Annotated in this window: 21 protein-coding genes; 9 read left to right on the top strand and 12 right to left on the bottom strand. The window is 69.8% G+C overall.

Going from position 1 to position 23,059, the window contains the following annotated elements; all coding sequences use genetic code 11:
- Positions 1 to 17: 17 nt before the first annotated feature.
- The 4 genes from AC3WOH_RS01940 (at position 18) to AC3WOH_RS01925 (ending at position 3,922) form a co-directional block, all read left to right on the top strand.
- Complete coding sequence (locus tag AC3WOH_RS01940; RefSeq protein WP_492227718.1) at positions 18 to 815, top strand: class II aldolase/adducin family protein; 798 nt, start codon at positions 18 to 20, stop codon at positions 813 to 815.
- A gap of 110 nt (positions 816 to 925) precedes the next feature.
- Positions 926 to 1,951: a Bug family tripartite tricarboxylate transporter substrate binding protein gene (locus AC3WOH_RS01935; RefSeq protein WP_492227717.1), complete on the top strand. Its 1,026-nt coding sequence runs from the start codon at positions 926 to 928 to the stop codon at positions 1,949 to 1,951.
- Positions 1,948 to 2,916 carry a D-2-hydroxyacid dehydrogenase gene (locus AC3WOH_RS01930; RefSeq protein ID WP_492227716.1) on the top strand — a complete coding sequence of 323 codons (969 nt, stop codon included), beginning with the start codon at positions 1,948 to 1,950 and terminating at the stop codon, positions 2,914 to 2,916. The genes AC3WOH_RS01935 and AC3WOH_RS01930 overlap by 4 nt, the downstream gene beginning before the upstream one ends.
- A 31-nt stretch (positions 2,917 to 2,947) precedes the next feature.
- Positions 2,948 to 3,922, top strand: a complete 975-nt coding sequence (locus AC3WOH_RS01925) for a Bug family tripartite tricarboxylate transporter substrate binding protein (RefSeq protein ID WP_492227715.1) — start codon at positions 2,948 to 2,950, stop codon at positions 3,920 to 3,922.
- Here AC3WOH_RS01925 and bufB read toward each other — a convergent pair.
- The 4 genes from bufB to AC3WOH_RS01905 form a co-directional block, all read right to left on the bottom strand.
- Complete coding sequence (bufB, locus tag AC3WOH_RS01920; RefSeq protein WP_492227714.1) at positions 3,894 to 5,561, bottom strand: MNIO family bufferin maturase; 1,668 nt, start codon at positions 5,559 to 5,561, stop codon at positions 3,894 to 3,896. The two genes, AC3WOH_RS01925 and bufB, sit on opposite strands and share 29 nt — an antisense overlap.
- A gap of 42 nt (positions 5,562 to 5,603) precedes the next feature.
- Entirely contained in the window at positions 5,604 to 5,900 is a 297-nt protein-coding gene (bufA2, locus tag AC3WOH_RS01915) for a BufA2 family periplasmic bufferin-type metallophore (RefSeq protein ID WP_184855365.1), read from the bottom strand.
- Between the two features lie 153 nt (positions 5,901 to 6,053).
- Entirely contained in the window at positions 6,054 to 6,539 is a 486-nt protein-coding gene (locus AC3WOH_RS01910; protein WP_492227713.1) for an NUDIX hydrolase, read from the bottom strand.
- 77 nt (positions 6,540 to 6,616) lie between these two features.
- Positions 6,617 to 7,543 (bottom strand): DMT family transporter, encoded by a 927-nt coding sequence (locus tag AC3WOH_RS01905; RefSeq protein ID WP_492227712.1) that lies wholly within the window; start codon positions 7,541 to 7,543, stop codon positions 6,617 to 6,619.
- A gap of 78 nt (positions 7,544 to 7,621) precedes the next feature.
- On the opposite strand from AC3WOH_RS01905, the gene gcvA reads away from it, so the two are divergent.
- Positions 7,622 to 8,518 (top strand): transcriptional regulator GcvA, encoded by an 897-nt coding sequence (gene gcvA / locus AC3WOH_RS01900; protein ID WP_492227711.1) that lies wholly within the window; start codon positions 7,622 to 7,624, stop codon positions 8,516 to 8,518.
- Here the strand turns inward: gcvA and AC3WOH_RS01895 are convergent.
- Entirely contained in the window at positions 8,497 to 9,030 is a 534-nt protein-coding gene (locus AC3WOH_RS01895; protein WP_492227710.1) for a GNAT family N-acetyltransferase, read from the bottom strand. The genes gcvA and AC3WOH_RS01895 overlap by 22 nt on opposite strands.
- Before the next feature lie 147 nt (positions 9,031 to 9,177).
- On the opposite strand from AC3WOH_RS01895, the gene AC3WOH_RS01890 reads away from it, so the two are divergent.
- Entirely contained in the window at positions 9,178 to 9,573 is a 396-nt protein-coding gene (locus AC3WOH_RS01890; RefSeq protein ID WP_492227709.1) for a nuclear transport factor 2 family protein, read from the top strand.
- Positions 9,574 to 9,576: 3 nt separating this feature from the next.
- On the opposite strand, the gene AC3WOH_RS01885 is transcribed toward AC3WOH_RS01890, so the two are convergent.
- From AC3WOH_RS01885 to AC3WOH_RS01870, 4 genes are all read right to left on the bottom strand, one after another.
- Positions 9,577 to 10,281: a riboflavin synthase subunit alpha gene (locus tag AC3WOH_RS01885; RefSeq protein ID WP_492227708.1), complete on the bottom strand. Its 705-nt coding sequence runs from the start codon at positions 10,279 to 10,281 to the stop codon at positions 9,577 to 9,579.
- 116 nt (positions 10,282 to 10,397) lie between these two features.
- Positions 10,398 to 11,762, bottom strand: a complete 1,365-nt coding sequence (locus tag AC3WOH_RS01880; RefSeq protein WP_492227707.1) for an esterase-like activity of phytase family protein — start codon at positions 11,760 to 11,762, stop codon at positions 10,398 to 10,400.
- A 76-nt stretch (positions 11,763 to 11,838) separates the two neighbouring features.
- On the bottom strand, positions 11,839 to 12,339 hold the full coding sequence (locus tag AC3WOH_RS01875) for a L,D-transpeptidase family protein (RefSeq protein ID WP_492227706.1): 501 nt from the start codon (positions 12,337 to 12,339) through the stop codon (positions 11,839 to 11,841).
- Positions 12,336 to 13,196, bottom strand: coding sequence for a MurR/RpiR family transcriptional regulator (locus AC3WOH_RS01870; RefSeq protein WP_492227705.1), 861 nt, complete (start codon positions 13,194 to 13,196; stop codon positions 12,336 to 12,338). The genes AC3WOH_RS01875 and AC3WOH_RS01870 overlap by 4 nt, the downstream gene beginning before the upstream one ends.
- 163 nt (positions 13,197 to 13,359) lie before the next feature.
- On the opposite strand from AC3WOH_RS01870, the gene AC3WOH_RS01865 reads away from it, so the two are divergent.
- Genes AC3WOH_RS01865 through AC3WOH_RS01855 form a run of 3 tightly spaced genes read left to right on the top strand, consistent with a single transcriptional unit; the run spans position 13,360 to position 16,342 of the window.
- Positions 13,360 to 14,715, top strand: a complete 1,356-nt coding sequence (locus tag AC3WOH_RS01865) for an aspartate aminotransferase family protein (RefSeq protein WP_492227704.1) — start codon at positions 13,360 to 13,362, stop codon at positions 14,713 to 14,715.
- 53 nt (positions 14,716 to 14,768) lie between these two features.
- The gene (locus AC3WOH_RS01860) at positions 14,769 to 15,683 is read left to right on the top strand and encodes a transporter substrate-binding domain-containing protein (protein ID WP_492227703.1); all 915 of its coding nucleotides are present in this window, start codon (positions 14,769 to 14,771) and stop codon (positions 15,681 to 15,683) included.
- 17 nt (positions 15,684 to 15,700) lie between these two features.
- Entirely contained in the window at positions 15,701 to 16,342 is a 642-nt protein-coding gene (locus tag AC3WOH_RS01855; RefSeq protein ID WP_492227702.1) for an aspartate/glutamate racemase family protein, read from the top strand.
- On the opposite strand, the gene AC3WOH_RS01850 is transcribed toward AC3WOH_RS01855, so the two are convergent.
- From AC3WOH_RS01850 to AC3WOH_RS01840, 3 genes are all read right to left on the bottom strand, one after another.
- On the bottom strand, positions 16,339 to 18,054 hold the full coding sequence (locus AC3WOH_RS01850) for an FAD-dependent oxidoreductase (RefSeq protein ID WP_492227701.1): 1,716 nt from the start codon (positions 18,052 to 18,054) through the stop codon (positions 16,339 to 16,341). The two genes, AC3WOH_RS01855 and AC3WOH_RS01850, sit on opposite strands and share 4 nt — an antisense overlap.
- 46 nt (positions 18,055 to 18,100) lie before the next feature.
- On the bottom strand, positions 18,101 to 19,096 hold the full coding sequence (locus tag AC3WOH_RS01845) for a response regulator (RefSeq protein ID WP_492227700.1): 996 nt from the start codon (positions 19,094 to 19,096) through the stop codon (positions 18,101 to 18,103).
- A 75-nt stretch (positions 19,097 to 19,171) separates the two neighbouring features.
- The gene (locus AC3WOH_RS01840) at positions 19,172 to 22,951 is read right to left on the bottom strand and encodes a PAS domain S-box protein (protein ID WP_492227699.1); all 3,780 of its coding nucleotides are present in this window, start codon (positions 22,949 to 22,951) and stop codon (positions 19,172 to 19,174) included.
- Between the last annotated feature and the right edge of the window lie 108 nt (positions 22,952 to 23,059).

The raw sequence follows: 23,059 nt of genomic DNA, 5'->3' as shown, positions 1-23,059 counted from the left end.
CACCACAGGAGATCCCCATGGCACCAACTTCTCCCGACGGCAGGCTGCGCATCCCCTCGATGCGCCCGCACTGCAGCGATGCCGAATGGCAGGCCCGCGTGGACCTGGCCGCCTGCTACCGCCTGGTCGCGCATTTCGGCATGGCCGACATGATGGCCAACCACATCTCCGCGCGCGTGCCGGGCGAAGACGGCGCCTTCCTCATCAACGCCTACGGCATGATGTACGAGGAGATCACGGCGTCCAGCCTCATCAAGGTGGACCACGGCGGCGCCATCCTGGCCCAGCCCGACTTCGGCGACCTGGGCTATGGCATCAACAAGGCCGGCTACGTGATCCACAGCGCCGTGCACCACGCCCGCCCCGAGGTGGACTGTGTGATCCACACGCACAGCTGGGCGTCGATGGCGGTTTCCGCGCTGGAATGCGGGCTGCTGCCGATCACCCAGACCGCCATGCGCTTCCTCAAGATCGGCTACCACGACTACCAGGGCGTGGTGCTCGACACGGCCGAGCAGGCCTCGCTGGTCGCCGACCTCGGCCAGGGCGAGGCCTTGATCCTGCGCAACCACGGCGCCCTGGTGGTAGGCCGCACCATGGGCGAGGCCTTCAACTGGATGCACCGGCTGGAGCTGGCCTGCCGCTCGCAGCTGGCGGCCATGGCCACCGGCAGCCCCTTCGTGCAGGTGCCCCCGGCCGTGCTGGAGGAGACCTGGAACAACTACCAACCCGGCACACGCCGCCCCTACGGCGTGATGGAGTGGCCAGCCCTGCTGCGCATGCTGGACCGCAATGACCCGGGGTACCGGGACTGAAACCCCGTTTACGGCAGTACCTCCCCAAGACTTCGGTGGAACGAAGGCGCCTGGACCTCCCGGCGCACACGGGCCCTCGCGGGCCCCTAAAACGATCAGGAGACAAGACCATGAAGCCCTTTCCCTCCCATCCACCCGGCCACAGCGATGGGACATTCGCCACCCAGCGCCGCCGGCTCTGCACGGCCGCCGGCGGCCTCGCGCTGCTCGCGGCCCTGCCCCTGGCAAGCCATGCGCAGGAGCCCCGCTGGCCCACCAAGCCCGTGCGCGTGGTGGTGGCCTTTTCGGCCGGCGGCACGACCGACATCCTGGCGCGTGCCGTGACGCTGAAGCTGGCGGACCGGCTGGGCCAGCCCTTCGTCATCGACAACCGGCCGGGCGGCGGCGGCAACATCGGCACCGGAGAGGTGGTGCGTGCCGCGCCCGACGGCCACACCCTGATCGTCAACTCCGTCGGTCCCATCGCGATCAACCAGACGCTGTACAAGAACCTGCCCTACGACCCGCTGGCCGACCTGGTGCCCATGGTGCAGATCGCCGATGTGCCCAACGTACTGGTCGTGCACCCCTCGGTGCCCGCGAAAACGCTGGAAGAGTTCGTGGCCCACCTCAAGGCCAACCCCGGCAAGCTGAGCTACGGCTCCACCGGAGTGGGCACCTCGTCGCACCTGTCCAGCTTCATGCTCGGCCAACGGGTGGGCGCCGAGCCGCTGCACGTGCCCTACAAAGGCGCCAACGCGCTCAACGACCTGCTCGCGGGCCGGCTGCAGTTCATGTTCGCCACCATTCCGTCGGTGATCCAGCATGTGCATGCGGGCAAGCTGCGCGCGCTGGCCGTCTCCAGTGCCAGGCCTTCACGTTCGCTGCCGGGCGTGCCTACGGTGGCCGAGAAGGGCTTTCCAGGCTTCGAGGCCGGCTCCTGGTTCGGCTTCTTCGCGCCCAAGGGCACCCCCGCGGCCGTGGTCGCGGCGCTCAACCGCAGCGTCAACGAGGTCCTGCCCGGGCTGCAGGAGCAGATGGTGCGCGAAGGGGCCGACCCGGTGGGCGGCACGCCCGAGCAGTTCGGCGCCTTCACCCAGCGCGAGTTCGAGAAATGGAAACTCATCGTGAAGGCGTCCGGCGCGGAGGCGCAATGACGCAGCGCCTGCTGCTGTCCGATGTGGCGCTCGCACGCCTGTCGCCGCGGCTGGCCACACAGACCCATGCGGTCTCGCTGGCCGATGCCGAGCAGGGTGCCCCATTCGATGCGGCCTTTGTCTCGCGCGACGTGACCGGCCTGTCCACCAAGCACGAAGTGCTGCCCGGTACGGCCCGTTTCTATGACGCACTGCTCGGGCAGAGCGGCCTGCGCTGGGTGCATGTGCATTCGGCAGGCGCAGACCGCCCGGTGTACCGGGCGCTGCGCGCACGCGGCGTGCAGGTGACGACATCGTCGGGCACCAACGCCGCCGTGGTCGCCCAGACGGCACTCGCCGGCGTACTGGCCCTGGCGCGCCGCTTCCCCGAGTTGATGGCGGCGCAGCGCGACCGGCGCTGGGCGCCGCTCATCGGCAGCGGCCTGCCGCGCGACCTGGCGGGGCAGACGGCCGTCGTCGTGGGCTGGGGTGCCATCGGCCGGCAGATCGGCGCCTGGCTGGACATGCTGGGGTTGCGCGTGGTGGCCGTGCGCCGCGCGCGGGGCCCGGCCGACGGCGGTGCCGAATGCGTGTCCTATGGCGACCTGCCCGAGACGCTGCCGCACGCCGACTGGCTGGTGCTGGCCTGCCCGCTCACGGAGCGCACGCGCCACCTGGTGGACGGCGCGGCCCTGGCGCGTCTGCCCGCAGGCGCACACCTGGTGAACGTGGCCCGCGGCGAGGTGCTGGACGAAGCCGCCGTGGTGGACGCGCTGCGCTGCGGGCGACTGGCCGGCGCCTACCTCGACGTGTTCGAGCACGAACCCCTGCCGCCGGATTCACCGCTGTGGCAGTTGCCCAACGTCATCGCCACACCCCACAGTGCTGGCTTCTCCGATGGCAATGCGGCGCGGGTCGATGCGCTGTTTCTCGACAACCTGGCGCGCTGGCGCACTGGCCAGCCCTTGCTCCACCCGGCCGACTGAGCGCCCACCCCTACAACACAAGGAGACCCCGATGAACAAACGACAATGGCTGCTGCAGGCAGCGGCACTCACCGCCCTGGGCCTGTCCACGCCGGCCCAGGCCCAGGACTTTCCGCCGAAGAAACCCGTGACGCTGGTTGTGGGCTTCGCCGCCGGCGGTGCGGCCGATGCAGCGGCCCGGCTGATCGCCAAGAAGCTGGGCGAGAACATCGGCCAGCAGGTGGTGGTGGACAACAAGGGCGGTGCGGGCGGCAACATCGCGCACCAGTTCGTGGCCAACGCGGTGCCCGACGGGTCGGTGCTGCTGCTGGGCTCGATCGGCCCGCTCACCATCGCCCCGCACCTCATGAAGCTGCCTTACGACCCGTTCAAGGACCTGGCACCCGTCTCGGGCGGCGTGAACTTCCCCAACGTGCTGGTGGTGCACAAGGCCACGGGCGTGAAGACCCTGGCCGAGTTCGTGCAGCTGTCCAAGAAGAAGCCCGGCAGCGTGGACTTTGCCTCCACCGGCGCGGGCTCGGCCTCGCACCTGGCGGGCGAGCTGTTCAACCAGCGCGCGGGCATCGACATGGTGCATGTGCCCTACAAGGGCGGCGCGCCTGCCTTGCAGGACCTGCTGGGCGAACGCGTGGCCTCGTACTTCTCGGCCCCGCCCACGGCCATGCCCCATGTGGAGGCGGGCCGGCTGGTGCCGCTGGCCACGACCGGGCTCACACGGCCGGCCTATCTGCCGGGCATCCCCACCGTGGCCGAGTCGGGATTTCCGGGTTTCGAGGCCCTCAACTGGTACGCCTTCGTGGCGCCAGGCAAGACGCCCGCCGCGATCCTGGACCGCTGGAACCGCGAGATCGTGGCCGTGCTCAATGACCCCGCAGTGAAGGAGGCGCTGGACAAGCATGGCCTCACGCCCCAGCCCACCACGCGCGCGGAACTCACGGCCTTCATGAAGAAGGAATCGGCCCAGTGGGCCGCCATCATCAAGGAGCGCAAGTTGACGGCTGAATAGCGGCCGGCGCATCCGCACGCACCAGGCCATCGCGCAGCAGCGCTGCCAGCCACTGCGCCAGTTCCTGCGGTGCAGGCAGGAGCCCATCGGCCTGCAGCAGCGCGCAGGCCTGCTCCACCGAGGCACCGGCCTGCAGATGGGCAAGCCACGCGGCCTCGTGCCGGTCCAGCGTGCGAAAGTGCGGCTGGTAGCCCTTGCGCCAGACCAGCAGGGTGGCGGGTTCTGCGAGCGGCAGGGCCTCGGGCACCTCGCTGTCGGCATGGATGGCGTTCCACAGGGCCACGGCATTGGTGGTCAGCGGGCGCAGCAGCGCGCTTGGGTGCAGCACCGCCCCGCGGTGGATCCAGTCCGGGGCGGATGCCGCATCGCCCTCCAGCGCTGGAACGTCGGGGCCGTCGAAGCACGTGCGCAGGTCCCAGTCGAGCCGGGCCAGTTCGTACAGCTCCGGGTTGTCGGGGTAGATGCCGCGCAGCGCCTCGGCAAAACCTTCGCCATAGCGGTTGAGGCTGCGCACCGTGGGCGGGTGCGCCACAGCGTGGTGGCGGGCGTGTTCTTCGAAGATGTCCGAGCCCATGTACAGCCAGGTCTTGGCATGGGTGTCGGCCAGCACCTCGGCCAGGCGCGCGCGGTAGGCATGGTGGTAGATGCCCAGGCGGCCCCTGACCGGGGCATCGGCGTCCAGGGCCTGCATCGGCTCGGCCAGGATGCGGTCCGCCAGTTCCTGCTGCTGCACCTGCAGCGGCTGCGCAGGCGCTGGCGTGGTGGCCCAAGACCAGGCAGCAGGGTCTGCCGTGCCGGCCAGCGGCAGCTGCTCGGCGGCAATGCGCCGTGCCACGGCCATCTCGTCCAGCAGCTCGGCCAGCGGGGGAATGCGGTCGTCGCGCTCGACCATGGTGGCCACCGCGCCAAAGCGCGCGCAGGCCTGGGCATACAGCGCCCACACGGCCGGGGCCACCGGATGGTCGTGCGTGTCGATGATGTGGTCGCCCAGGTCCGAATGCCCGGCCAGGTGGATCTGCTGCACGCGGTGCGCAGGCAGCGCGTCGAGGTAGGTGAGCGGATCGAAACCGTGGTTCACGCTGCTCACGTGGATGTTGTTCACGTCGACCAGCAGCAGGCAATCGGCCTCCTGCGCGATGTGGGCCAGGAACTGCCATTCACTGGCGCTGTCGTCGCTGTAGCGGATGTAGCTGGACACATTCTCCAGCACCAGCCGGCGGCCCAGCACATCCTGTGCGCGGCGGATCTGCGCGACCACATGGCGTGCCGAGGCATCGGTGTAGGGCAGCGGGTACAGGTCGTGCAGCCAGGGCCCGGTGCCCGGGCCCACCCAGCACAGGTGGTCGGACACCCACAGCGGCTCGATGCGGTCGGCCAGCGCCTTGACCTGGCGCAGGTAGGAGAGATCCACGCCCTGCGCCGAGCCGATGGACATGGCCACGCCATGCATCGCCATGGGGTAATCGCGCCGCAGCGTGTCGAGCACCGCCAGCGGCTTGCCGCCCTCGACGAGGTAGTTGTCGGTGATGACCTCCAGCCAGTCGAGCGGCTGGGGGCCGGCGAGAAAGTCCGCGTAGTGCGGGGTGCGCAGGCCCAGGCCGAAGCCGGTGCCGCGCACGGCGATGGGGTCGTGTGCCATGGTGAGCAGGCGGCTGCGCCATGGCGCAACCGCGCAGGGTCATCACCCCTTGATATCACCGATGGTGCCCTTTTCGCTCAGGCATTGCGCGGCGGTCTTGGCCTTGAAGCCATGGCCCTTGCAGGCGTTCTGGCCCTTGCAGCTGTGCTCGGCGGTGGAGCAGTCGCTGTTGCCCTTGCACTCGTGCACGTTGTAGCAGTGCACCTTGTCGTTGGCGGCAATGGCCGCGCCCTTGGAGCCCTTGGGGGCATCGGCGGCAAAGGCGCCCGACGACAAGGCCAGCAAGGCGGCGGCCAGCGCGAAGGATGCGGACGTGGCGGGTTGGGTGGTGTGCAGCATGGTGGGTCGCTCCATAAGGAAGGAAGTAAGGGGTCGAAACAGGGGTGGTTCAGATCGCGCGGCGCCACGCTCTCTGCCTGTTAGTTCGCCCCGCCCACGCTGCGGGTTACATGCCCTCGCAGAAATATTTCTGCCGGTGCACCCCGCGCCCACTCAGCCCGAGGTCTGCGTCACCGAGATGTCGGTGTGCACCAGCGACACCGGGTAGCGCTGGCCGGCCAGGTAGTCGGCCAGGCACTGCAGCAGCAGGGGGCTGCGGTGGCGCTCGGGGCAGGCGCGGATCTCCTCGGCCGTCATCCACACGGTGCGCACGATGCCTTCGTCCAGCGTGCGCCAGGCGTGGTGCGTGCCCAGGGTGCCGGCAAAGGCAAAGCGCAGGTAGGTGATGTCGTCGCCCGTGCGCGTCTTGGTGAAGCGGTTGAGGTACACGCCGATGAGGTGCGTGGGCTCGAAGTCGAAGGCCGTCTCTTCGAGCACCTCGCGCGCGCAGGCAGTGGTGGGCGATTCGCCGGGGTCCAGGTGGCCGGCGGGGTTGTTGAGCTTGAGGCCATCGGTGGTTTCTTCCTCCACCAGCAGGAAGCGGCCATCGCGTTCGACGACAGCGGCCACGGTGACATTGGGTTTCCAGCGGTTGGGCATGATGCGGCCATTATCACCAGGGCCTGCGACAGATGGGCCCTGGCGTGGCGCCGTACAGACGCTCGGTGCAAAAGGCTTCAGCGCCCGGCGGCAGATGGGGTAGGCGCCGGTGCGGGGGCGGCTGCGGGCCGCAGCACCAGCCACAGCGCCAGCGCGATCAGCACCCCGCCCGCCGCATGGGCCAGCGTGGCCACCTCGCCCAGCACCAGCCAGCCCCAGGCCACGCCGAACAGCGGGATCAGGAAGGTGACGGTGAGCGCCTTGACCGGCCCCACGTCGGCAATCAGGCGAAAGTACAGCACGTAGGCGAACGAGGTGCACAGCAGGCCCAGGGCCAGCATGGCGCCCCAGACGGCGGGGCCGGCCGCGAGCCAGCCAGCCACAGGCCGGTGCGCGGCCTCCCACAGCGCAAACGGCGCCAAGGCCAACACAGCGCCCCACTGGCTGCCCAACGCCACCAAGCGGCTGTCCAGCCCGCCGCGCTGGGTGATCCAGCGGCGCGTGAGAAAGCCCGCCAGCCCGTAGCAGGCCGTGGCCACCAGGCAGGCCGCGATCCCGCCCAACACCGGCGCCGTGAGTGCCACCGGCCCGGCCTGTGCGAGCACCGCCACCCCGGCCATGCCCAGCAGCACGCCGCCCACACGCGCCGGCGTGATGCGCTCGCCAAACGCCAGCGCACCGATCACCACGCCCATCAGCGGCGTGGTGGCATTGAGGATGGCGCTGTAGCCCGCTGGCAGCACCTGCGCGGCCAGCGCGAACATCAGGAAGGGCACGCCGGAGTTGATGGCCCCCAGCACCAGCGCCGCCCCCAGCTTGCCGCCAAAGGCCGGCCGCAGCCGCACCAGCGCGAGCAGGGCCATCAGCCCCGCCGCCCCGAGCACCACGCGCACAAAGGCCGTGGGCACGGCACCCCACACGGGGGCGGCAATGCGCATGAAGAGAAAGCTGCCGCCCCAGAGGGCGGCAAGCGCGAAAAGACGCACGAGGCTGGCGAGGTTCATGCGCCGATCTTCGCGGCAGCACACAGCCTGGGCAATCCATTTATCCTCTACAGCCGTTTAGCCCTGCTATACAAAACCATGCGCCTGCCACCCCTGATCGCCATCCGCTTCTTCGAGGCCACGGCCCGCCATGCCAGCGTGCGGCGCGCAGCCGAGGAACTGCATGTGACGCCAGGGGCCGTCTCGCAGCAGGTGCGCAAGCTCGAAGACTTCCTGGGCTGCGCGCTGTTCGAACGCCAGCCGCGCGGCCTGGCACTCACGGCCGCCGGGCGCGACTACCAGGCCGCCTGCGCCGAGGGGCTGGCGGTGATCGGGCACGCCACCTCGCGCATCGCGTCCACGAACCGCCGGCAGGTGGTGGTGGTCAGCTGCACGCCCGGCTTTGCCGTGCAATGGCTGGTGCCGCGCCTGCACGGCTTTCTGCAGCAGCACCCGGACATGGACGTGCACGTGGGCAGCACCAACCGCGCGGTGGACCTGGCGGCCGAAGGCGTGCACTTCGCCGTGCGCCATGGCCAGGGGCGCTATGCAGGCCTGCAGTCCGAGGTGCTGGTGGCCGACGACCTGGTGCCCGTGTGCAGCCCGCGCCTGCTGGCCCCGCGCCGCACCGCGCGCGTGGCCGACATCACCAGCGCCCGCCTGCTGCACGACGAGCACCGCGGCGACTGGCGCCTGTGGTGCGAGGCCCATGACATGGCCGGTGTGGACTGCGAGGGCGGAGTCGTCTTTGCGCATTCCAACGCGGCCATCGAGGCCGCCGTGGCCGGCCGGGGCTTTGCCCTGGTGCGCCGCGCCCTGGTGCAGCAGGAGCTGGACGCGCGCGAACTGGTCAGCGTGCACTGCAAACCCCTGGCCACGCCACTGGCCTACCACCTGGTCTACCGGCCCGAGGCGTTGATCGACCCCGCGTTGCGGCGCTTTCGCGCATGGATCGTGGCGCAGGGCAACGCCGGTCAGAGTTCTCTCAGCATGTAGACGGCGCCTTCACCATAGCTGGCCAGCCGTTCGCGCTGCAGCGCATCGGCCAGCGGCTGCACGGCATAGCCATGGCGCTCCCAGTAGCCCTGCGAGCCCTGCACCGAGACCAGGGCCGTGTGGTGCAGGCCCCATGCCGCCCCCTGGGCCCACAGGGGCGCCAGCAGCACCTGCGCCAGGCCCTGGCCCGCGCAGACGGGCAGCACGGCCATGTCGTGCAGGTACAGGGTGTCGGGGGCACCGGCCGGGCTCTCGAAGTCGCCGTGCAGCGGCGTGACCTTGCCGCGCACCGAGCGGTAGGCCGCAAGGTAGGCGCAGACCTGCCCCGCGCGTTCGAGCACCAGCGAACAGTTCACCGGGCTGGCCAGCCGACGCGCAAACACCTCGGCGCTTTCGACGAAGCCCTCGCCATAGCAGGCCAGTTGCACCTGCAGCAGGCCCGGCAGGTCGTGCGGCTGCAGCGCGCGCGGTGCACCGGGTACGGAAGATGGAGGAAGCGGGGAATTCGGCATACGGGACCTGGATTATCCCAATCCGGCCCGCGGCGCATGACCCCTGAGGTCATCGACGCCTGTGGGCGCGGCACGAAGAATGGCCTGCGTGGGATGCCCGCGCATCCGACGCCCCTTCTTCCTTCACCCCTTGCTTCAGGAGTTGCCATGAACACCATCGAATCCACCGCACAGACCGCCGCCAGCGCCGCACCCGAGATCGCGGCACGCTACCTGGCGGCGTGGAACGCCACCGACGCGACCGAGCGCGAGCGCCTGGTGCGTGGCACTTTCAGTGCCGACGTGCACTACCTCGACCCGATGATGGAAGGCCGCGGCCACGAAGGCCTGGCGGCCTTGATCTCCGGAGCACAGCAGCGCTTTGCGGGCTACCGCTTCCTGCCGCTGGGCACGCCCGAGGGCCACCATGGCGTGGTGCGCTTTTCCTGGGCGCTGGCGGCCCCGGGCGCCGAGCCCGTGGCGCGCGGCACCGACGTGGCCGAGCTGGACGCCGATGGGCGCCTGCGCCGGGTCATCGGGTTCCTTGACTACGTCGCCGAATGAACCTCAGTGGGGAAGCACCGGCGGCTGCACGAAGTCTTCCAGCGACAGGCCCTTCTCCTTGAGCAAGGCCTCCAGCACGGGCTGCAGCCGGCCCAGGCTTTCCTGCACGGCCTCGCGCACGGTGTCGACCACCACCTGGGTGCTGCGCTCGATCTCGATGTTGAGGCGGTCGCCGGCCTTCTTGCCCTCGAACACCGTGGCGCGGCGTGTCTCGGGGATCAGCCAGACCTCGAACCAGCCCTCGGCGCGGTTCACCTCAGCCACCGTGAGGCTGGCGCCGTGGATCGCGATGTAGCCCTTGGCGAACACGTAGCGGCGGAACTCGGGCGGCACGGCCACGCGCCACACCAGGTTGTTGTCGAACTCGCGCACGCTGTCCAGCGTGCCCGAGAAGTCGACGTGGCCCGACAGCGGGTGGCCACCGATCTCGGCGCCGTCCTTGGCCGCGCGCTCCACATTCACGCGGTCGCCCTGGGCATAGCTGCCCAAGGTGGTGATGTTCAGGCTCTGCTGCATCACGTCGAAGTTGGCCTGCGTGGGCGAGAGGATTTCGGTCACCGTGAGGCACACGCCATCGGTGGAGACACTGGCACCAATGGCCAGGTCCTGGCAGAAACCCGCGGGAAAATCGAGCGTGAAGGTGCGCAGGCCTGCGCGGTCGTGGATGGCGGCAATGCCTGCCGTGGCTTGAACGATGCCTGTGAACATGGTGGCGCGGCTTTCAGGGTGTGGCCTGCGATTTTGCCACCCGGCCCCGCACCGCGCTGCCCGCCATGTAAAAGGGCTGCCCCGGAGGCAGCCCTTTGCGCAGGGGGGTGCGGCGCTTACTTCGCGCGCAGCAGCTCGCCCACTTCGAGCAGCACCAGCTCGTTGTCGTCGGCCTTGTTCGGCTCGCGGCTGGAGCTGAAGGGCAGGTTGTTGTCGTTGCCCACCACGATGTGCGTGCCGTCCACCACGTCCACGTTCTCAATGGTGAAGAAGGGGAAGGTGAGCACACCGTTGTTCAGCGGCTTCTTCGCCAGGCGCTGCGGGTCCTGGATGGACAGCAGGTCGATGTAGCCGATCTTGCGCAGCGGGCCGCCCACGTTGGCATCGCTCAGCTCGATCTTGTAGACGCGCTTGAACTTGGCGAGGTCGTGGAAGCAGTCCGTGCGCTTGGCGCCTTCGGGGCAGGCCTTGTCGGCCGTGCCTTCGCCGTTGTCGCGCTCGATGATCAGGCCGGTGCTGCCGTCGATCATGTTGAAGTCGCCGATGGCGTGGTGGTTCGCCTCCAGCACGTACTTCCAGTGGCGGCCGGTCCATTGCTCGGACTTCACGTCGAACTCCAGCACGCGCAGGTACTGCTTGTTGCCTTCGACAGCTTCGTAGGCCTTGGCGGCCTCGTTCCACAGCGGGCCTTCGAGCAGGGCGTAGAGCTTGCTGCCGTCCTTGGACGAGGCCATGCCTTCGTAGCCCTTGGAGCGCTTGACCTCGAAGGCCGGGGCCTTGGCATCGGGCGCGCCGGCCGTGGTGATGGCGGGGTGGTCGGGCGAGCGCACGACCTTGCCGTCCACCTGGGTCTCGAACACGGCGAGCACGCGGCCCGTGAGGTCGGCCTTGATCAGGTAGGGGCCGAATTCCTCACCGATCCACAGCGCGCCGCCCGCGAACTGGAAGCTCTCGGGGTCGAAGTCGGAGCCCGTGAGGTAGCGCTTGTCCGTGCCTTCGTGGACGATGCGGAACGGCACCTTCTTGTCCGGGTCGTGCAGGAACACGGTGGCCAGGCGCTTGAACTGGCCGGTCTTGAAGTCCACGTTGTAGTGGCTCAGGTGCAGCATGAAGTCGGGCGAATTGGCCTTGGCGCCGGCACCGTTGTCGGTGAGGATCCAGAACGAGCCGTCGGCCATGCGCTTGATGCCCGAGTGGCCCTGCAGCGGCTGGCCGGCGAAGGGCAGCGAGATGCCCGTGGGGCGGCCGCCCGACAGGCCCTCGACCGAGCCCAGTGCCTCCACGCGCTTGCCCGTGGTGAACTTGCCGCTGACCTGCAGGTCCTGGGGCGCGTCCTTGGGGGCGGGCACCAGGCTCATGGCAGGCATCACCGCGTGGCCGGCCAGCGTGGCGGGGTAGGCCTGCTGGGCCTGGGCGGTGAGGGAAGTGGCAACAGCGCAGGCCAGCAGGGCGCTGGCGGCGAGGGTGGAAAGTCGGGACATGGTCACAGACGGCAGAAATGTAAACCGGCGACGATGCCCGCTGCGCGTGACGGGCACGTGACAGGGCAGAACGGCCTCAGGGAATGATGTGCACCGGTGTGCCCACGGCCACGCGGTCGAACAGGTCCATCACATCGGCATTGGCCATGCGCACGCAGCCATGCGAGGCCGGCACGCCCAGGGGCGTGCCGTCGGGGCAGCCGTGGAGGTAGATGTAGCGCCGCAGCGTGTCCACCGCACCGCCGCGGTTCACGCCCGGCTCGCAGCCCGTGAGCCAGAGGATGCGGCACAGGATCCAGTCGCGCCCCGGGTGCTGCGCCGCCAGTTCGGGCGTATACCGCTCGCCCGTGGGCCGGCGCCCCACGAAGACGGTGCCCGCATCGCACCCCGTGCCCACCTTGGCGCGCACGCGGTGCAGGCCGCGCGGTGTGCAGCCGCTGCCGTTCAGTTCTCCCACCCCGTTGAGCGCAGTGGAGACCGGGTAGCTGCGCAGCAGCGTGCTGCCGTCCCACAGGTCGAGCTGCTGCTGCGCGACGCTGACATGCACCCGCACCCCATCCGCCTGCGGCGCACTCATGGTGCCGGCGGCAAGTAGGCGCCTGTCTCGAAGAGCTGGGCCTCGGCGCCTTCGATGCGGGCGATGCCGGCCTTGCCGGCGCGGCTGACCAAGAGGCCCAGCAGCGCCTCCGACAAGGCCTGCGCGCCCGCGATGGAGGGAAAGAACGAGGGGCTTTGCGTGGAGAACAACAGCACCTCGTGCGCCAGCAGGGCCAGCGGAGACGAGGGCGTGTCGGTCAGCGCCAGCACCTGGCAGCCGGCATCACGCGCCTGGCGCGCCACGGCGATGGCTTCGCGCGAATAGGGGCTGAAGCTGATGACCACCACCGCATCGCCCTTGTGCATGGCGCGCAGCTGCATCTCCAGCGAGCCGCCCAGGCCGTCGAGCAGGTGCACGCTGTCGCGGAACAGGCGGTACACGTACATCAGCGAATAGGCCACCGGGTGGCAGGCGCGAAAACCCGCCACATGCACGGCGCGCGCCTTCTCCAGCAGCGCGGCGGCGCGCGGCAGGGCATCACCGCTGGCGCGCTCGGTGGCGTCGAGGTTGTCGCGGTGCGTGGTGAAGATATCAGCGGCCAGGCCGCCACCACCATCGCGCGCGCGGTCGGCCAGCGTGCGCGCCTTGTGCGCATAGGGCTCCGAGCCCAGGCCCATGTCCTGCACCAGCGCGGCCTTGAGCTCGGGCCAACCCTCGAAGCCCAGCAGCTGGGCAAAGCGCACCAGCGTGGCGGGCGGGATCTCCACGCGCGCGCTCACGGTGCGCATGGAGGCGGTCACCACGTCGTTCGGGTGTTCCAGCACGAAGCGCGCGGCCTTTTGCTGCATGGCGGTCATGCCGTCGAAACGGGCGCGGAGGGTGTCTTTCAGGCCCATGGGTTCGGTGCGTGCGCGGGAGTGGGGGTCGCAGCACTGTAGCGGATCACCCCGCGGTGCAGCTGTTCCACCGCGCACCCACATAAAAACATATGTTCCATTTATTTTGTTTTTACGGTACATTCGTTCCATCGACGTTTGCACCTGTTCCGGAGACCCTGGCATGACCCACGTTTTTCACCGCCATCTGCAGCACACCCCGCCCGTGGCGGTGGGCGGGCAAGGCCTGTTCCTGCGCGATGCCGCCGGGCGCGAATACCTCGACGCCTCGGGCGGTGCCGCCGTGTCCTCGCTGGGCCATGGCCACCCCGACGTGCTGGCCGCCATGCATGCGCAGATCGACCGCCTGGCCTATGCCCACACCAGCTTCTTCACGACCGAGGTGGCAGAGCAGCTGGCCGAGCAGCTGGTGCGCACGGCACCGGCGGGCACCAGCCATGCCTACTTCGTGAGCGGCGGCTCCGAGGCCGTGGAGGCCGCGCTCAAGATGGCGCGCCAGTATTTCGTGGAGATCGGCCAGCCCGAACGCACCCACTTCATCGCACGGCGCCAGAGCTACCACGGCAATACCCTGGGTGCACTGGCCGTGGGTGGAAATGCCTGGCGGCGCGCGCCGTTCGCGCCCATCCTGGTGGAGGCCACGCATGTCGCGCCCTGCTACCCCTACCGCGAGCAGCTGGCCGGCGAGACGCCCGAGGCCTACGGCCTGCGCCTGGCGCGGGAGCTGGAGGAGGCCATCACCACCCTCGGCCCGCGCACGGTGCTGGCCTTTGTCGCCGAGACCATCGGCGGCGCCACGGCCGGCGTGCTCACGCCCGTGCCCGGCTACTTCAAGGCGGTGCGCGAGGTCTGCGACCGCCACGGTGTGCTGCTGATCCTGGACGAGGTGATGTGCGGCATGGGCCGCACCGGCACCCTGCACGCCTGCGAGCAGGAGGGTGTGGTGCCCGACCTGATCACCGTGGCCAAGGGCCTGGGCGGCGGCTACCAGCCCATCGGCGCGGTGCTGGCGCAGCGGCACATCGTGGACGCCATGTCCCAGGGCAGCGGCTTCTTCCAGCACGGCCACACCTACCTGGGCCACCCCGTGGCCTGCGCGGCCGCGCTGGCCGTGCAGCAGGTGATCGAGCGCGACGGCCTGCTGGCCAAGGTGCGCACGGATGGCGTCTTCCTGGGTCAGGCGCTGCGCGATGCCCTGGGCAGCCACCCGCATGTGGGCGACATCCGCGGACGCGGTTTCTTCTGGGGTGTGGAGCTGGTGGCCGACCGGGCCAGCAAGGCGCCGTTCGACCCCGCGCAGAAGGTGCACGCGCGCCTCAAGAAGAAGGCCATGGAGCTGGGCCTGCTGTGCTACCCCTTCGGCGGCACGGTGGATGGCCACCTGGGTGACCACGTGCTGCTGGCCCCGCCCTACATCGCCTCGCGCGCGCAGCTGGAGTCCATCGCTGCGCTGCTGACCCAGGCCGTCGATGCCGTGACGACCAGCACCGCGCTGCCCAGCCAGCCCAGCCCGTGCTGAGCCCCTGATTTCCGCCCCCTCCCTGTTCCTCCCCCGACCTGAAAGGTGCTCCCATGCCGATGAAGACCGTGACGAAGACCTTGCTCCCCGCCACCCTGGCGCTGGCCGCGCTGCTGGCCCATGGCGCCGCCCAGGCCCAGAGCCCCGTGGGCGCAACGCTCAAGAAGATCCGCGACAGCGGCGCCATCACCTACGGGCACCGCGAGGCCTCGTTCGGCTTTTCGTACCTGGACGGCGGCGGCAAACCCGTGGGCTACAGCATCGACATCTGCAACCGCATCCTGGAGGCCATCAAGGCCGAGCTCAAGATGCCGCAGATCGAGGTGAAGTACCAGAACGTGACCTCGCAGAACCGCATCCCCCTGGTGGCCAACGGCACGGTGGACATCGAATGCGGCTCCACCACCAACCTGGTGGAACGCCAGCAGATGGTGGCCTTCTCGCCCGACATCTTCCGCTACAACGTGCGCATGGCCGTGCGCGCCGACTCGGGCATCAAGGGCGTGGCCGACCTGCAGGGCAAGTCGGTGGTGGCCACCAGCGGCACGACCTCGCTGCGCCTGCTGCGCGAAGCCGACAAGGGCAAGAGCCTGGAGATCACGCAACTGGCGGGCAAGGACCATACCGACTCCTTCCTCATGGTCGAAACGGGCCGCGCCGCGGCCTTCGTGCTCGACGACATCCTGCTGGCCGGCCTGATCGCCAACCACCGCAGCCCCAAGGACTTCGCCATCGTTGGCGAGGGCCTGCGCACCGAGAACCAGTCGCTGATGTTCCGCAAGGACGACCCCGAGTTCAAGGCGATCGTGGACCGCGTGGTCACGGGCATGATGAAGTCGGGCGAGATGGAAAAGCTGTACAACCGCTGGTTCATGCAACCGATTCCGCCCAAGAACGTGAGCATCAACTACCCGCTGAACGCCGAGACGCGCGACGCCTTCGCCAACCCCAGCTCCAAGGGCATCTGAGCCCCGCACGCCCCGCCATGACCCGCATCGCCCTCATCCACGCCCTGGCCCACTCGGTGGAGCCGATCAACACCGCCTTCGCGCAGGACTGGCCCGAGGTTACGCGCATGAACCTGCTGGACGACAGCCTCTCGGCCGATCTGGCACGTTCAGGGCAGGGGCTGGACGCGGCGATGCACGCCCGCTTCGAGACGCTCGCCGCTTACGCCGTCGGCACGGGCGCCGAGGGCATCCTGTTCACCTGCTCGGCCTTCGGGCCCTGCATCGAACAGGTGGCTGCCCTGCACCCACAGATCCCGGTGCTCAAGCCCAACGAGGCCATGGTGGAAGAGGCCGTGGCCACCGGCCGGCGCATCGGCCTGATCGCGAGTTTTGCGCCCACGCTGCAGTCCATGCCGCCGGAATTCCCGGCGGGCACACCGCTGCAGCTGGCCCTGGCCGAAGGCGCCATGGCCGCGCTGAACGCGGGCAACGGCGACCTGCACGACAGCCTGGTGGCCGCGCAGGCCCAGCGCCTGCAGCGCGAGGGCTGCGAGGTGATCGCGCTGGCGCAGTTCAGCATGGCCCGCGCGCGCAGCCTGTGCGAGGCGGCCACCGGTTTGCCGGTGCTGACCACGGTGGACAGCGCAGTGGCAGCCTTGAAGCGCCGCTTGTCCTAGCCCGATGCGAGCAGCCCGGCCATGTGGCCGCGCGTGAAGGCCTCTTCGAACACCGAGTACCCCGACCAGTCGCTGTGCGCGAAGGCCAGGCGCGCCGTGGCCGGCGTGGGCAGCACGGCCACACGCTCGCCGCTGGCCAGGCGCACGCGCTTGTCGGGCGACCGGTAGCGCCCCGGCTGGTGCAGCCAGCCGAGCAGGCCCGGTGTGGGGATGGACATGGCGTGGCCATAGCGCGTGACATCGACGCGCGTGGCGCGCTGGGCCAGGTCGGGGTGCGGGCCGGCCAGGGCCTGCAGGGCCGCCTGGGCCCAGTGGTTCCAGGGCTGCGTGGCCAGCTGCTGGCGGCCATCGGGCACATCGCCCAGGGCCTGGTAGTAGGTGAGTACCGTGGGCCCGGGGCGCGGATCCAGCCGCTGGTGGCCGGCGTCCACATAGCCCAGGCCACCCGGGTTGGCATCGGCATAGAGCACGTTGTCCCAGGCAGGTGCGGCACCGGCCCGGTCGGTCAGCGGTGCATCGATGTGGATGTTGGCCACCAGCCAGGGCGCCCACGACAGGCGCCTGGCCGTCTCGGTGAGGAAGGTCGGGGGGTTGCGCACCACGCGCGCGGCCAGGAACACCGGCAGCGCCACCACGCAGCGCGGCGCCTGCCAGCGCTCGACATTGCCCGAGGTATGGTTGAACGCATCCACCTCCACGCCGTGGCGCCCCTCGGTGATGCGCAGCACGCTGCTGCCCGTGGCCAATTGCCCGCCTTCACGCAGCGGCACCGCCAGGCGCTGGGTGAGCCAGCCATTGCCCTCGGGCCAGGTGAGCACCCCTTCGCGGTCGTCGGGGCCCGCATCGCCCGGCGCGTGGAAGCCATGGCGGCTGGCAAAGTAATGAATGCCTGCCCAGGCCGACACGCGTGCAAGGCCCGCGCCATAGTCGTCGCGGCAGCAGTAGTCGAGGTACCAACGCAGGTGCGCGTCGTCGAGCCCCTCCTGCGCGAGCCAGGCGTCGAAGGAGAGGGCATCGAGCGCCTGGTGCGTCGGCGAGAGCGCCCGCTTGCCATCAAAGGCCTTGGGCATGGGCATGGTGAAGCGCGCCGTCTTGGACAAGGCGTCGACGCGCTCCGAGAAGCGGCGGTACTGGGCCAGTGTCGCCTCGCCCACGCCCTGCACGGGCAGCAGGCCTTCCTGCCACTCGCCCTCAAAGTACAGCCGCTCCTGCGGGCTGTGGCACAGGTGGCGCTCGTCATAGCGCCAGCGGCCGGCCACGCGCTGGCGCAGGCCCAGTTCTTCCAGCAGGTCCTGCACCTCGCTGGCGTCGTCGCCGGGCACGGGCAGGTAGTGCGCGCCCATGGGGCAGGCGATGCCGCCGACCCTGCCGCCGCGGCTGTTGCCGCCGGCCTGGTCTTCGAGCTCCAGCAGCACGAAATCCTCCACGCCGGCCAGGCGCAGCGCGCGCGCCGCCGCCAACCCTGCCACCCCGCCCCCGGCGATGATGGCCTGCGCGCGCCGCACCACCGTGGGCTCGGGCAGCGTGCCCTTGTGCAGCATTTCGCGCAACGCATGGCCACGCTCCATGTCGATGCCGGCAAAGCCGCCCTCCAGCGTACGCGGCGCCTTGTCGCAACCGGGCAGCGCAGCCCCTGCGGCCAGCGCGGCGCCCGCCTGCAGGACCTGCCTGCGGCGCAAGGGCGGTGAAAAAGGGGTCGGCGCAAAAGACATGGGGCCGTACTCTACGTCACCCGCGTGTCCCGCAGAAGCCGGGGGATCAATCCACCCAGCGTGCCTTGATTTCCAGCAACTGCGGCAGTTGGGCGATGAACACCTCGACCATGGACGGATCGAAGTGCCTGCCCGCCTGCGCGCGCAGGTGCTCCACGGTGTCCTCGATGCTCCAGGGCTCCTTGTAGGGGCGGCGCGCCGTGAGTGCATCGAACACGTCGGCCAGGGCCACGATGCGCGACTCCACCGGGATGGCCTCGCCCACCAGGCCACGCGGGTAGCCGCTGCCGTCCCATTTCTCGTGGTGCGTGAGCGCGATGGCATGGGCCAGGCGCAGCACGCCCGCCGGGTGCTCGCCGATGATCTCGGCCCCGATCTCGGGGTGGCGCTGCATGGTGGCCCATTCATCGGCATCGAGCGGGCCGGGCTTGCGCAGCACGGCGTCGGGGATGCCGATCTTGCCCACATCGTGCATGGGCGCGGCGTTGAGCAGGTCCTCGGCCCAGGCCGGCGAGTAGCCCAGCGCCAGCGCCAGCACCTGCGCGAAGTGGCTCATGCGGATGACGTGCATGCCCGTCTCGTTGTCCTTGTACTCGGCCGCACGCCCCAGGCGCTGCACGATCTGCAGCCGCGTCTCGCGCAGCTCCTCGGTGCGCACCAGGGACAGGTGGGTGCGCACGCGGGCGCGCACCACGGGGGCGCTCACGGGCTTGGTGATGTAGTCCACCCCGCCCACGTCGAAACCGCGCGCCTCGTCCTGCACCTCGGTGAGCGCTGTCACGAAGATCACCGGGATGCCTGCGGTCGCGCGGTCGGCCTTCAGGGCCTGGCACACGGCATAGCCGTCCATCTGCGGCATCATCACGTCGAGCAGCACCAGGTCGGGCCGCTGCTGCTGGGCAACCTGCAGCGCGCGGGCGCCATCGGTGGCGAACAGCAGGCGGTAATGCTCCTGCAGGATGTGGCGCAGCACCTGCAGGTTGGTGGGCTCATCGTCCACCAGCAGCAGGCGCGGGCGGTGGTCTTCCTGCGCAGCGGTCATGCAGCAGGCTCCCTGCGGTGGGTCTGGCGGGGCAGGTTCATGCGCCTATTGTCCCGCACCCGGCGCTGGCCTGGTTCATGCCGGCATCTCCCCCGGCGCGCGCAGATGGCTTTGCAAGGCCTGCAGGCAGGCGCGCGCCTCGTCGAAGTCGAAGCGGTCCAGCGCCTCGTGCAGGCTGTTCAGGGTGACTGCAGGCAGCTCGGCCTCCAGCACGGCCAGGGGCGCATCGGCCAGCTCCCCCTGGGCCAGGGCGGTGGCCAGCGCCTCGATGGCGGCCAGGGCGCGTTCACGCTGGTCCTGCTGCAGCGGCGCAGGTGCCGGGGCCGAGCCCTGGGGCTGGGCATCGGGGGCCTGTGGGTTGAGCAGGGCGCCGCGCACGGCGTCCAGGGCCGTGGCCAGGGCCAGCAGGGCGGACTGCACGCGCAAGGTGTCGCGGCTGCGGGCGGCGTTCTCGATCTGTGCCGCCAGCTTGTCCACTGCGGGCAGCGCCAGATTGCCTGCAGCCCCGCGCAGCCGGTGGGCACGCGCGGCCAGGGTGTCCCAGTCGTCCGCCTGGTGCGCCGACAGCAGGCCTGCCAACGCCACGCCGCTTTCCTGCATGAAGCGCTCGATGGCCTCGCGCAGGTAGCGCGCCTGCGTCCACAGGCGCACGCCACGCTCCCACTCGATGGCCGGTGCCGCGGGCGGCGCTGCCTGCTCCCGGGCGGGCTGTAGCTTGAGCCCGTCCTGGGGGTGCAGGGTGCCGAATGCGCTGGTGACAGCGAACACCGGGTCGGCCCCGGCCTCGCGCACGCCGATCACGCGCGCGATCTCGGCCATCAGCCGCACAGGCTCCACCGGTTTGCTTGCAAAGCCGTCCATGCCGGCCGCGCGCGCGTTGCGCCGGTCCTGCTCCAGCACGCTGGCCGACAGGGCGATGATGGGCGTGGGCTTGCGCTGGCGCGCGCGCTCGAAGCTGCGCAGGTGGCGCGTGGTCTCCAGCCCGTCCATGTCGGGCATCTGCAGGTCCATGAGCACCACGTCGAAACGCTCCTGCGCAAAGGCCTCGAAGGCCTGGGCGCCGCTGTCCGCGGTGCTGATCTTGTGGCCCCCACGCTCCAGCATGAGCTGCAGCAGCTCCAGGTTGGCGGGCACATCGTCCACGGCCAGCACGCGCAGGGTGGGCAGGGGCGCGCGCAGCCAGTCGCGCATGGAGACACCGCCGCCTGCAGGCGGCTGGCCGGTGTGCAGCGGCAGCTGCACGGTGAAGGTGCTGCCCTGGCCCACCTGGCTCACCACACCGATGCTGCCGCCCATGAGTTCGGCCAGTTGGCGGGCGATGGTCGTGCCCAGGCCCGTGCCCCCGTAGCGGCGCGTGGTCGATGCATCGGCCTGCGCAAAGGGGTCGAAGATGCGCTCCACGCCCGCCGCGTCGATGCCGATGCCGGTATCGACCACCGCAAGCACGAGCTGGCCGCTCGATCCCGACACGCGCAGCGTGACATGGCCCTGGTGGGTGAACTTGATGGCGTTGCCCATCAGGTTGAGCAGGATCTGCTGGATGCGGAAGGCATCCCCCTGCCAGTGGTCGGACAGCTCGTACGGGTAGTCGAGGATGACGTCCAGCCCCTTCTTGGCCGCGTTGATGCGCAGCGAGGCGAGGATCTGGTCGCACAGTTCGCGCAGGCTGAAGTCGACCACTTCCAGCTCGACCGCCCCCTTTTCGAGCTTGGCCGTGTCCAGGATGTCGTTGAGCAGGCGCAGCATGGAGCGCGCCGAGTGGTGCACCGTGCCCAGGTGGCGGCGCTGGGTGCTTTCCAGCGGGGTGTCCAGCAATGCCTCGGTGAAGCCGATGATGGCGTTCATGGGCGTGCGGATCTCGTGGCTCATGTTCGCCAAAAAGCTGCTGCGCGCCGCCGCCGCCTGCTCGGCCTGCTCCTTGGCAGAGCGCAGGTCGGTCTCCATGCGGCGCCGCTCGGTCAGGTCGGTGGCGAACTTCACGATCTTGAAAGGCCGGCCCTGCGCATCGAGGATGGGGTTGTAGGTGGCCTGGATCCAGACCTCGCGCCCATTCTTGCCAACGCGCATGTACTCGCCCGCATCGAATTCGCCCTGGCCCAGGCGCGTCCAGAAGGCCTGGTAGGCCTCGCTGTCGGCATATTCCGGCTTGCAGAACATGCGGTGGTGCCGCCCCTCGATCTCGGCGAGGGTGTAGCCCATGAGGTCCAGGAAGTTCTGGTTGGCCGCGAGCACATGGCCGGTGAGGTCGAACTCGATCACCGACTGCGAGCGGCCGATGGCCGTGACCGTGCCCACGAATTCGGCGTTCTGGGCCTTGGAGGCCGTCATGTCCGTGATCACGCCATCGATCCACTGGATTTCGCCCTTCGGCCCCAGGACGCCGCGGCCGGTTTCCGACACCCAGCGGATGCCGCCCTGGCGCGTGCGCAGCCGGTACTCCAGCACATAGGATTCGCCCGCCTGCAGGGCACGCTCCACCTCGTGGGCCACGCGCACGGTGTCATCCTCATGGATGATGCGGCCAAAGGAAGTGCTGCCGGCCAGGAAATCCTCGGCCGGCCAGCCCGTCAGCGCCTCGACGGCATCGCTGATGAACAGCATGGACCAGTCGGCATCGCAGCGGCAGCGGAAGGCCACACCGGGAATGTTGCGCACCAGGGAGCGCAGTTGCTCCTCGCCCCGGCGGCGCTCCTGCTCCATGGCCTTGCGCTCGGTCAGGTCGGTGAGAAAGCCCACCAGCACCGGCGGGCCCGGCAGATCCACACGGCCCACCACCAGGCGCACGGGCACCAGGCTGCCGTCCTTGCGCACCACATGGATGTCCCGGTCCTTGCCCACCTGGCGCGCCTCGCCGCGGGCCAGGTCGCGCGGCAGATAGCGCTCCGGCTGCCCGGCGAAGGCCGGGTCCACCAGCATGGCCACGTTGCGCCCCATCGCTTCGGCCGAGGTCCAGCCCAGCATGCGCTCGGCGGAGCCGTTGAAGGACCGGATGGTGCCATCGGCATCGGCCATGACGATGGCATCCATCGCTGTCTCCACCACGGCGCGCAGGCTCGATTCGCTCTGCTCCGACTGGCGCAGCAGCCAGCGCACCCGAAGGCCGATGTTGACCGTGGTGACCACCAGGCCCACCAGCACGGCCATGAGCGCGATGGCCAGCGCCATGTACTTGGCCTGCTCGGACACCGGGCCCAGCGGCTCGAAGTTGCCCGTGACCCGCACGGCAGCAATGCTGATGTAGTGCATGCCCGCGATCGCCAGGCCCATGACCACCCCGCCGAGCAGGGTGCTCACCCAGGGCCGGCGCGACCAGAAGCGCAGCATGCCGAAGCGCAGCCACAGCGACAGCATGGCCATGCCCACGGCGAACACCAGCGAAGCCAGGAAACCGCCCACGTCGTAACGGATCAGCGGCGCCATGTCGGACGCCGCCATGCCGGAGTAGTGCATGACCCCGATCCCCGCACCCACCAGCACCCCGCCCCAGGTGATGGTGCCGGCCGTGGGCTGCTTTTGCGTGAGCACGTGCAGGGCGACCCACGAAGCCACCAGGCTGGGCAGGAAGGACAGCGCCGTGACCCAGGGGTCGAAGTGCCCGTTGGCGCACAGATCGAAGGCCAGCATGCCCACGAAGTGCATGGACCAGACACCACCGCCCAGCGCCAGCGAGCCCGATGCGACGATGAGGTTGCGGCGCAGCCGATCCGGCGCACGCTGCGCCAGCGCGGCCAGGTGCAGCGCCATCAGGGACGAGGCGATCGCCAGGACAACCGACAGGGCCACGAGCCAGGGGTCGTGCCCCCAGAGGTTCTGGGGCTCCCGCGCTGCGCCGACAACGAAGAATCTCTCGAGCATCGGGGCAATCAAATGTAAGCGTTGGTTTCCATTCTGCCGGCAAGCCGGTGAGCGATTTACCCACAGGGTCTTGAAACCCGCCCACACCCCGTTTTGTTACATCCACGC

This window comes from Acidovorax sp. FW305-C-20-28, assembly GCF_058783375.1.
Note: the sequence above shows the minus strand (reverse complement) of the source record. Positions and strands in the feature narration are given on the sequence as shown.

Bases quoted from the DNA above. Each gene is read 5' to 3' on its own strand.
- AC3WOH_RS01940 (WP_492227718.1), top strand. From the start codon at position 18: ATGGCACCAACTTCTCCCGACGGCAGGCTGCGCATCCCCTCGATGCGC.
- AC3WOH_RS01935 (WP_492227717.1), top strand. From the start codon at position 926: ATGAAGCCCTTTCCCTCCCATCCACCCGGCCACAGCGATGGGACATTC.
- AC3WOH_RS01930 (WP_492227716.1), top strand. From the start codon at position 1,948: ATGACGCAGCGCCTGCTGCTGTCCGATGTGGCGCTCGCACGCCTGTCG.
- AC3WOH_RS01925 (WP_492227715.1), top strand. From the start codon at position 2,948: ATGAACAAACGACAATGGCTGCTGCAGGCAGCGGCACTCACCGCCCTG.
- bufB (WP_492227714.1), bottom strand. From the start codon at position 5,561: ATGGCACACGACCCCATCGCCGTGCGCGGCACCGGCTTCGGCCTGGGC.
- bufA2 (WP_184855365.1), bottom strand. From the start codon at position 5,900: ATGCTGCACACCACCCAACCCGCCACGTCCGCATCCTTCGCGCTGGCC.
- AC3WOH_RS01910 (WP_492227713.1), bottom strand. From the start codon at position 6,539: ATGCCCAACCGCTGGAAACCCAATGTCACCGTGGCCGCTGTCGTCGAA.
- AC3WOH_RS01905 (WP_492227712.1), bottom strand. From the start codon at position 7,543: ATGAACCTCGCCAGCCTCGTGCGTCTTTTCGCGCTTGCCGCCCTCTGG.
- gcvA (WP_492227711.1), top strand. From the start codon at position 7,622: ATGCGCCTGCCACCCCTGATCGCCATCCGCTTCTTCGAGGCCACGGCC.
- AC3WOH_RS01895 (WP_492227710.1), bottom strand. From the start codon at position 9,030: ATGCCGAATTCCCCGCTTCCTCCATCTTCCGTACCCGGTGCACCGCGC.
- AC3WOH_RS01890 (WP_492227709.1), top strand. From the start codon at position 9,178: ATGAACACCATCGAATCCACCGCACAGACCGCCGCCAGCGCCGCACCC.
- AC3WOH_RS01885 (WP_492227708.1), bottom strand. From the start codon at position 10,281: ATGTTCACAGGCATCGTTCAAGCCACGGCAGGCATTGCCGCCATCCAC.
- AC3WOH_RS01880 (WP_492227707.1), bottom strand. From the start codon at position 11,762: ATGTCCCGACTTTCCACCCTCGCCGCCAGCGCCCTGCTGGCCTGCGCT.
- AC3WOH_RS01875 (WP_492227706.1), bottom strand. From the start codon at position 12,339: ATGAGTGCGCCGCAGGCGGATGGGGTGCGGGTGCATGTCAGCGTCGCG.
- AC3WOH_RS01870 (WP_492227705.1), bottom strand. From the start codon at position 13,196: ATGGGCCTGAAAGACACCCTCCGCGCCCGTTTCGACGGCATGACCGCC.
- AC3WOH_RS01865 (WP_492227704.1), top strand. From the start codon at position 13,360: ATGACCCACGTTTTTCACCGCCATCTGCAGCACACCCCGCCCGTGGCG.
- AC3WOH_RS01860 (WP_492227703.1), top strand. From the start codon at position 14,769: ATGCCGATGAAGACCGTGACGAAGACCTTGCTCCCCGCCACCCTGGCG.
- AC3WOH_RS01855 (WP_492227702.1), top strand. From the start codon at position 15,701: ATGACCCGCATCGCCCTCATCCACGCCCTGGCCCACTCGGTGGAGCCG.
- AC3WOH_RS01850 (WP_492227701.1), bottom strand. From the start codon at position 18,054: ATGTCTTTTGCGCCGACCCCTTTTTCACCGCCCTTGCGCCGCAGGCAG.
- AC3WOH_RS01845 (WP_492227700.1), bottom strand. From the start codon at position 19,096: ATGACCGCTGCGCAGGAAGACCACCGCCCGCGCCTGCTGCTGGTGGAC.
- AC3WOH_RS01840 (WP_492227699.1), bottom strand. From the start codon at position 22,951: ATGCTCGAGAGATTCTTCGTTGTCGGCGCAGCGCGGGAGCCCCAGAAC.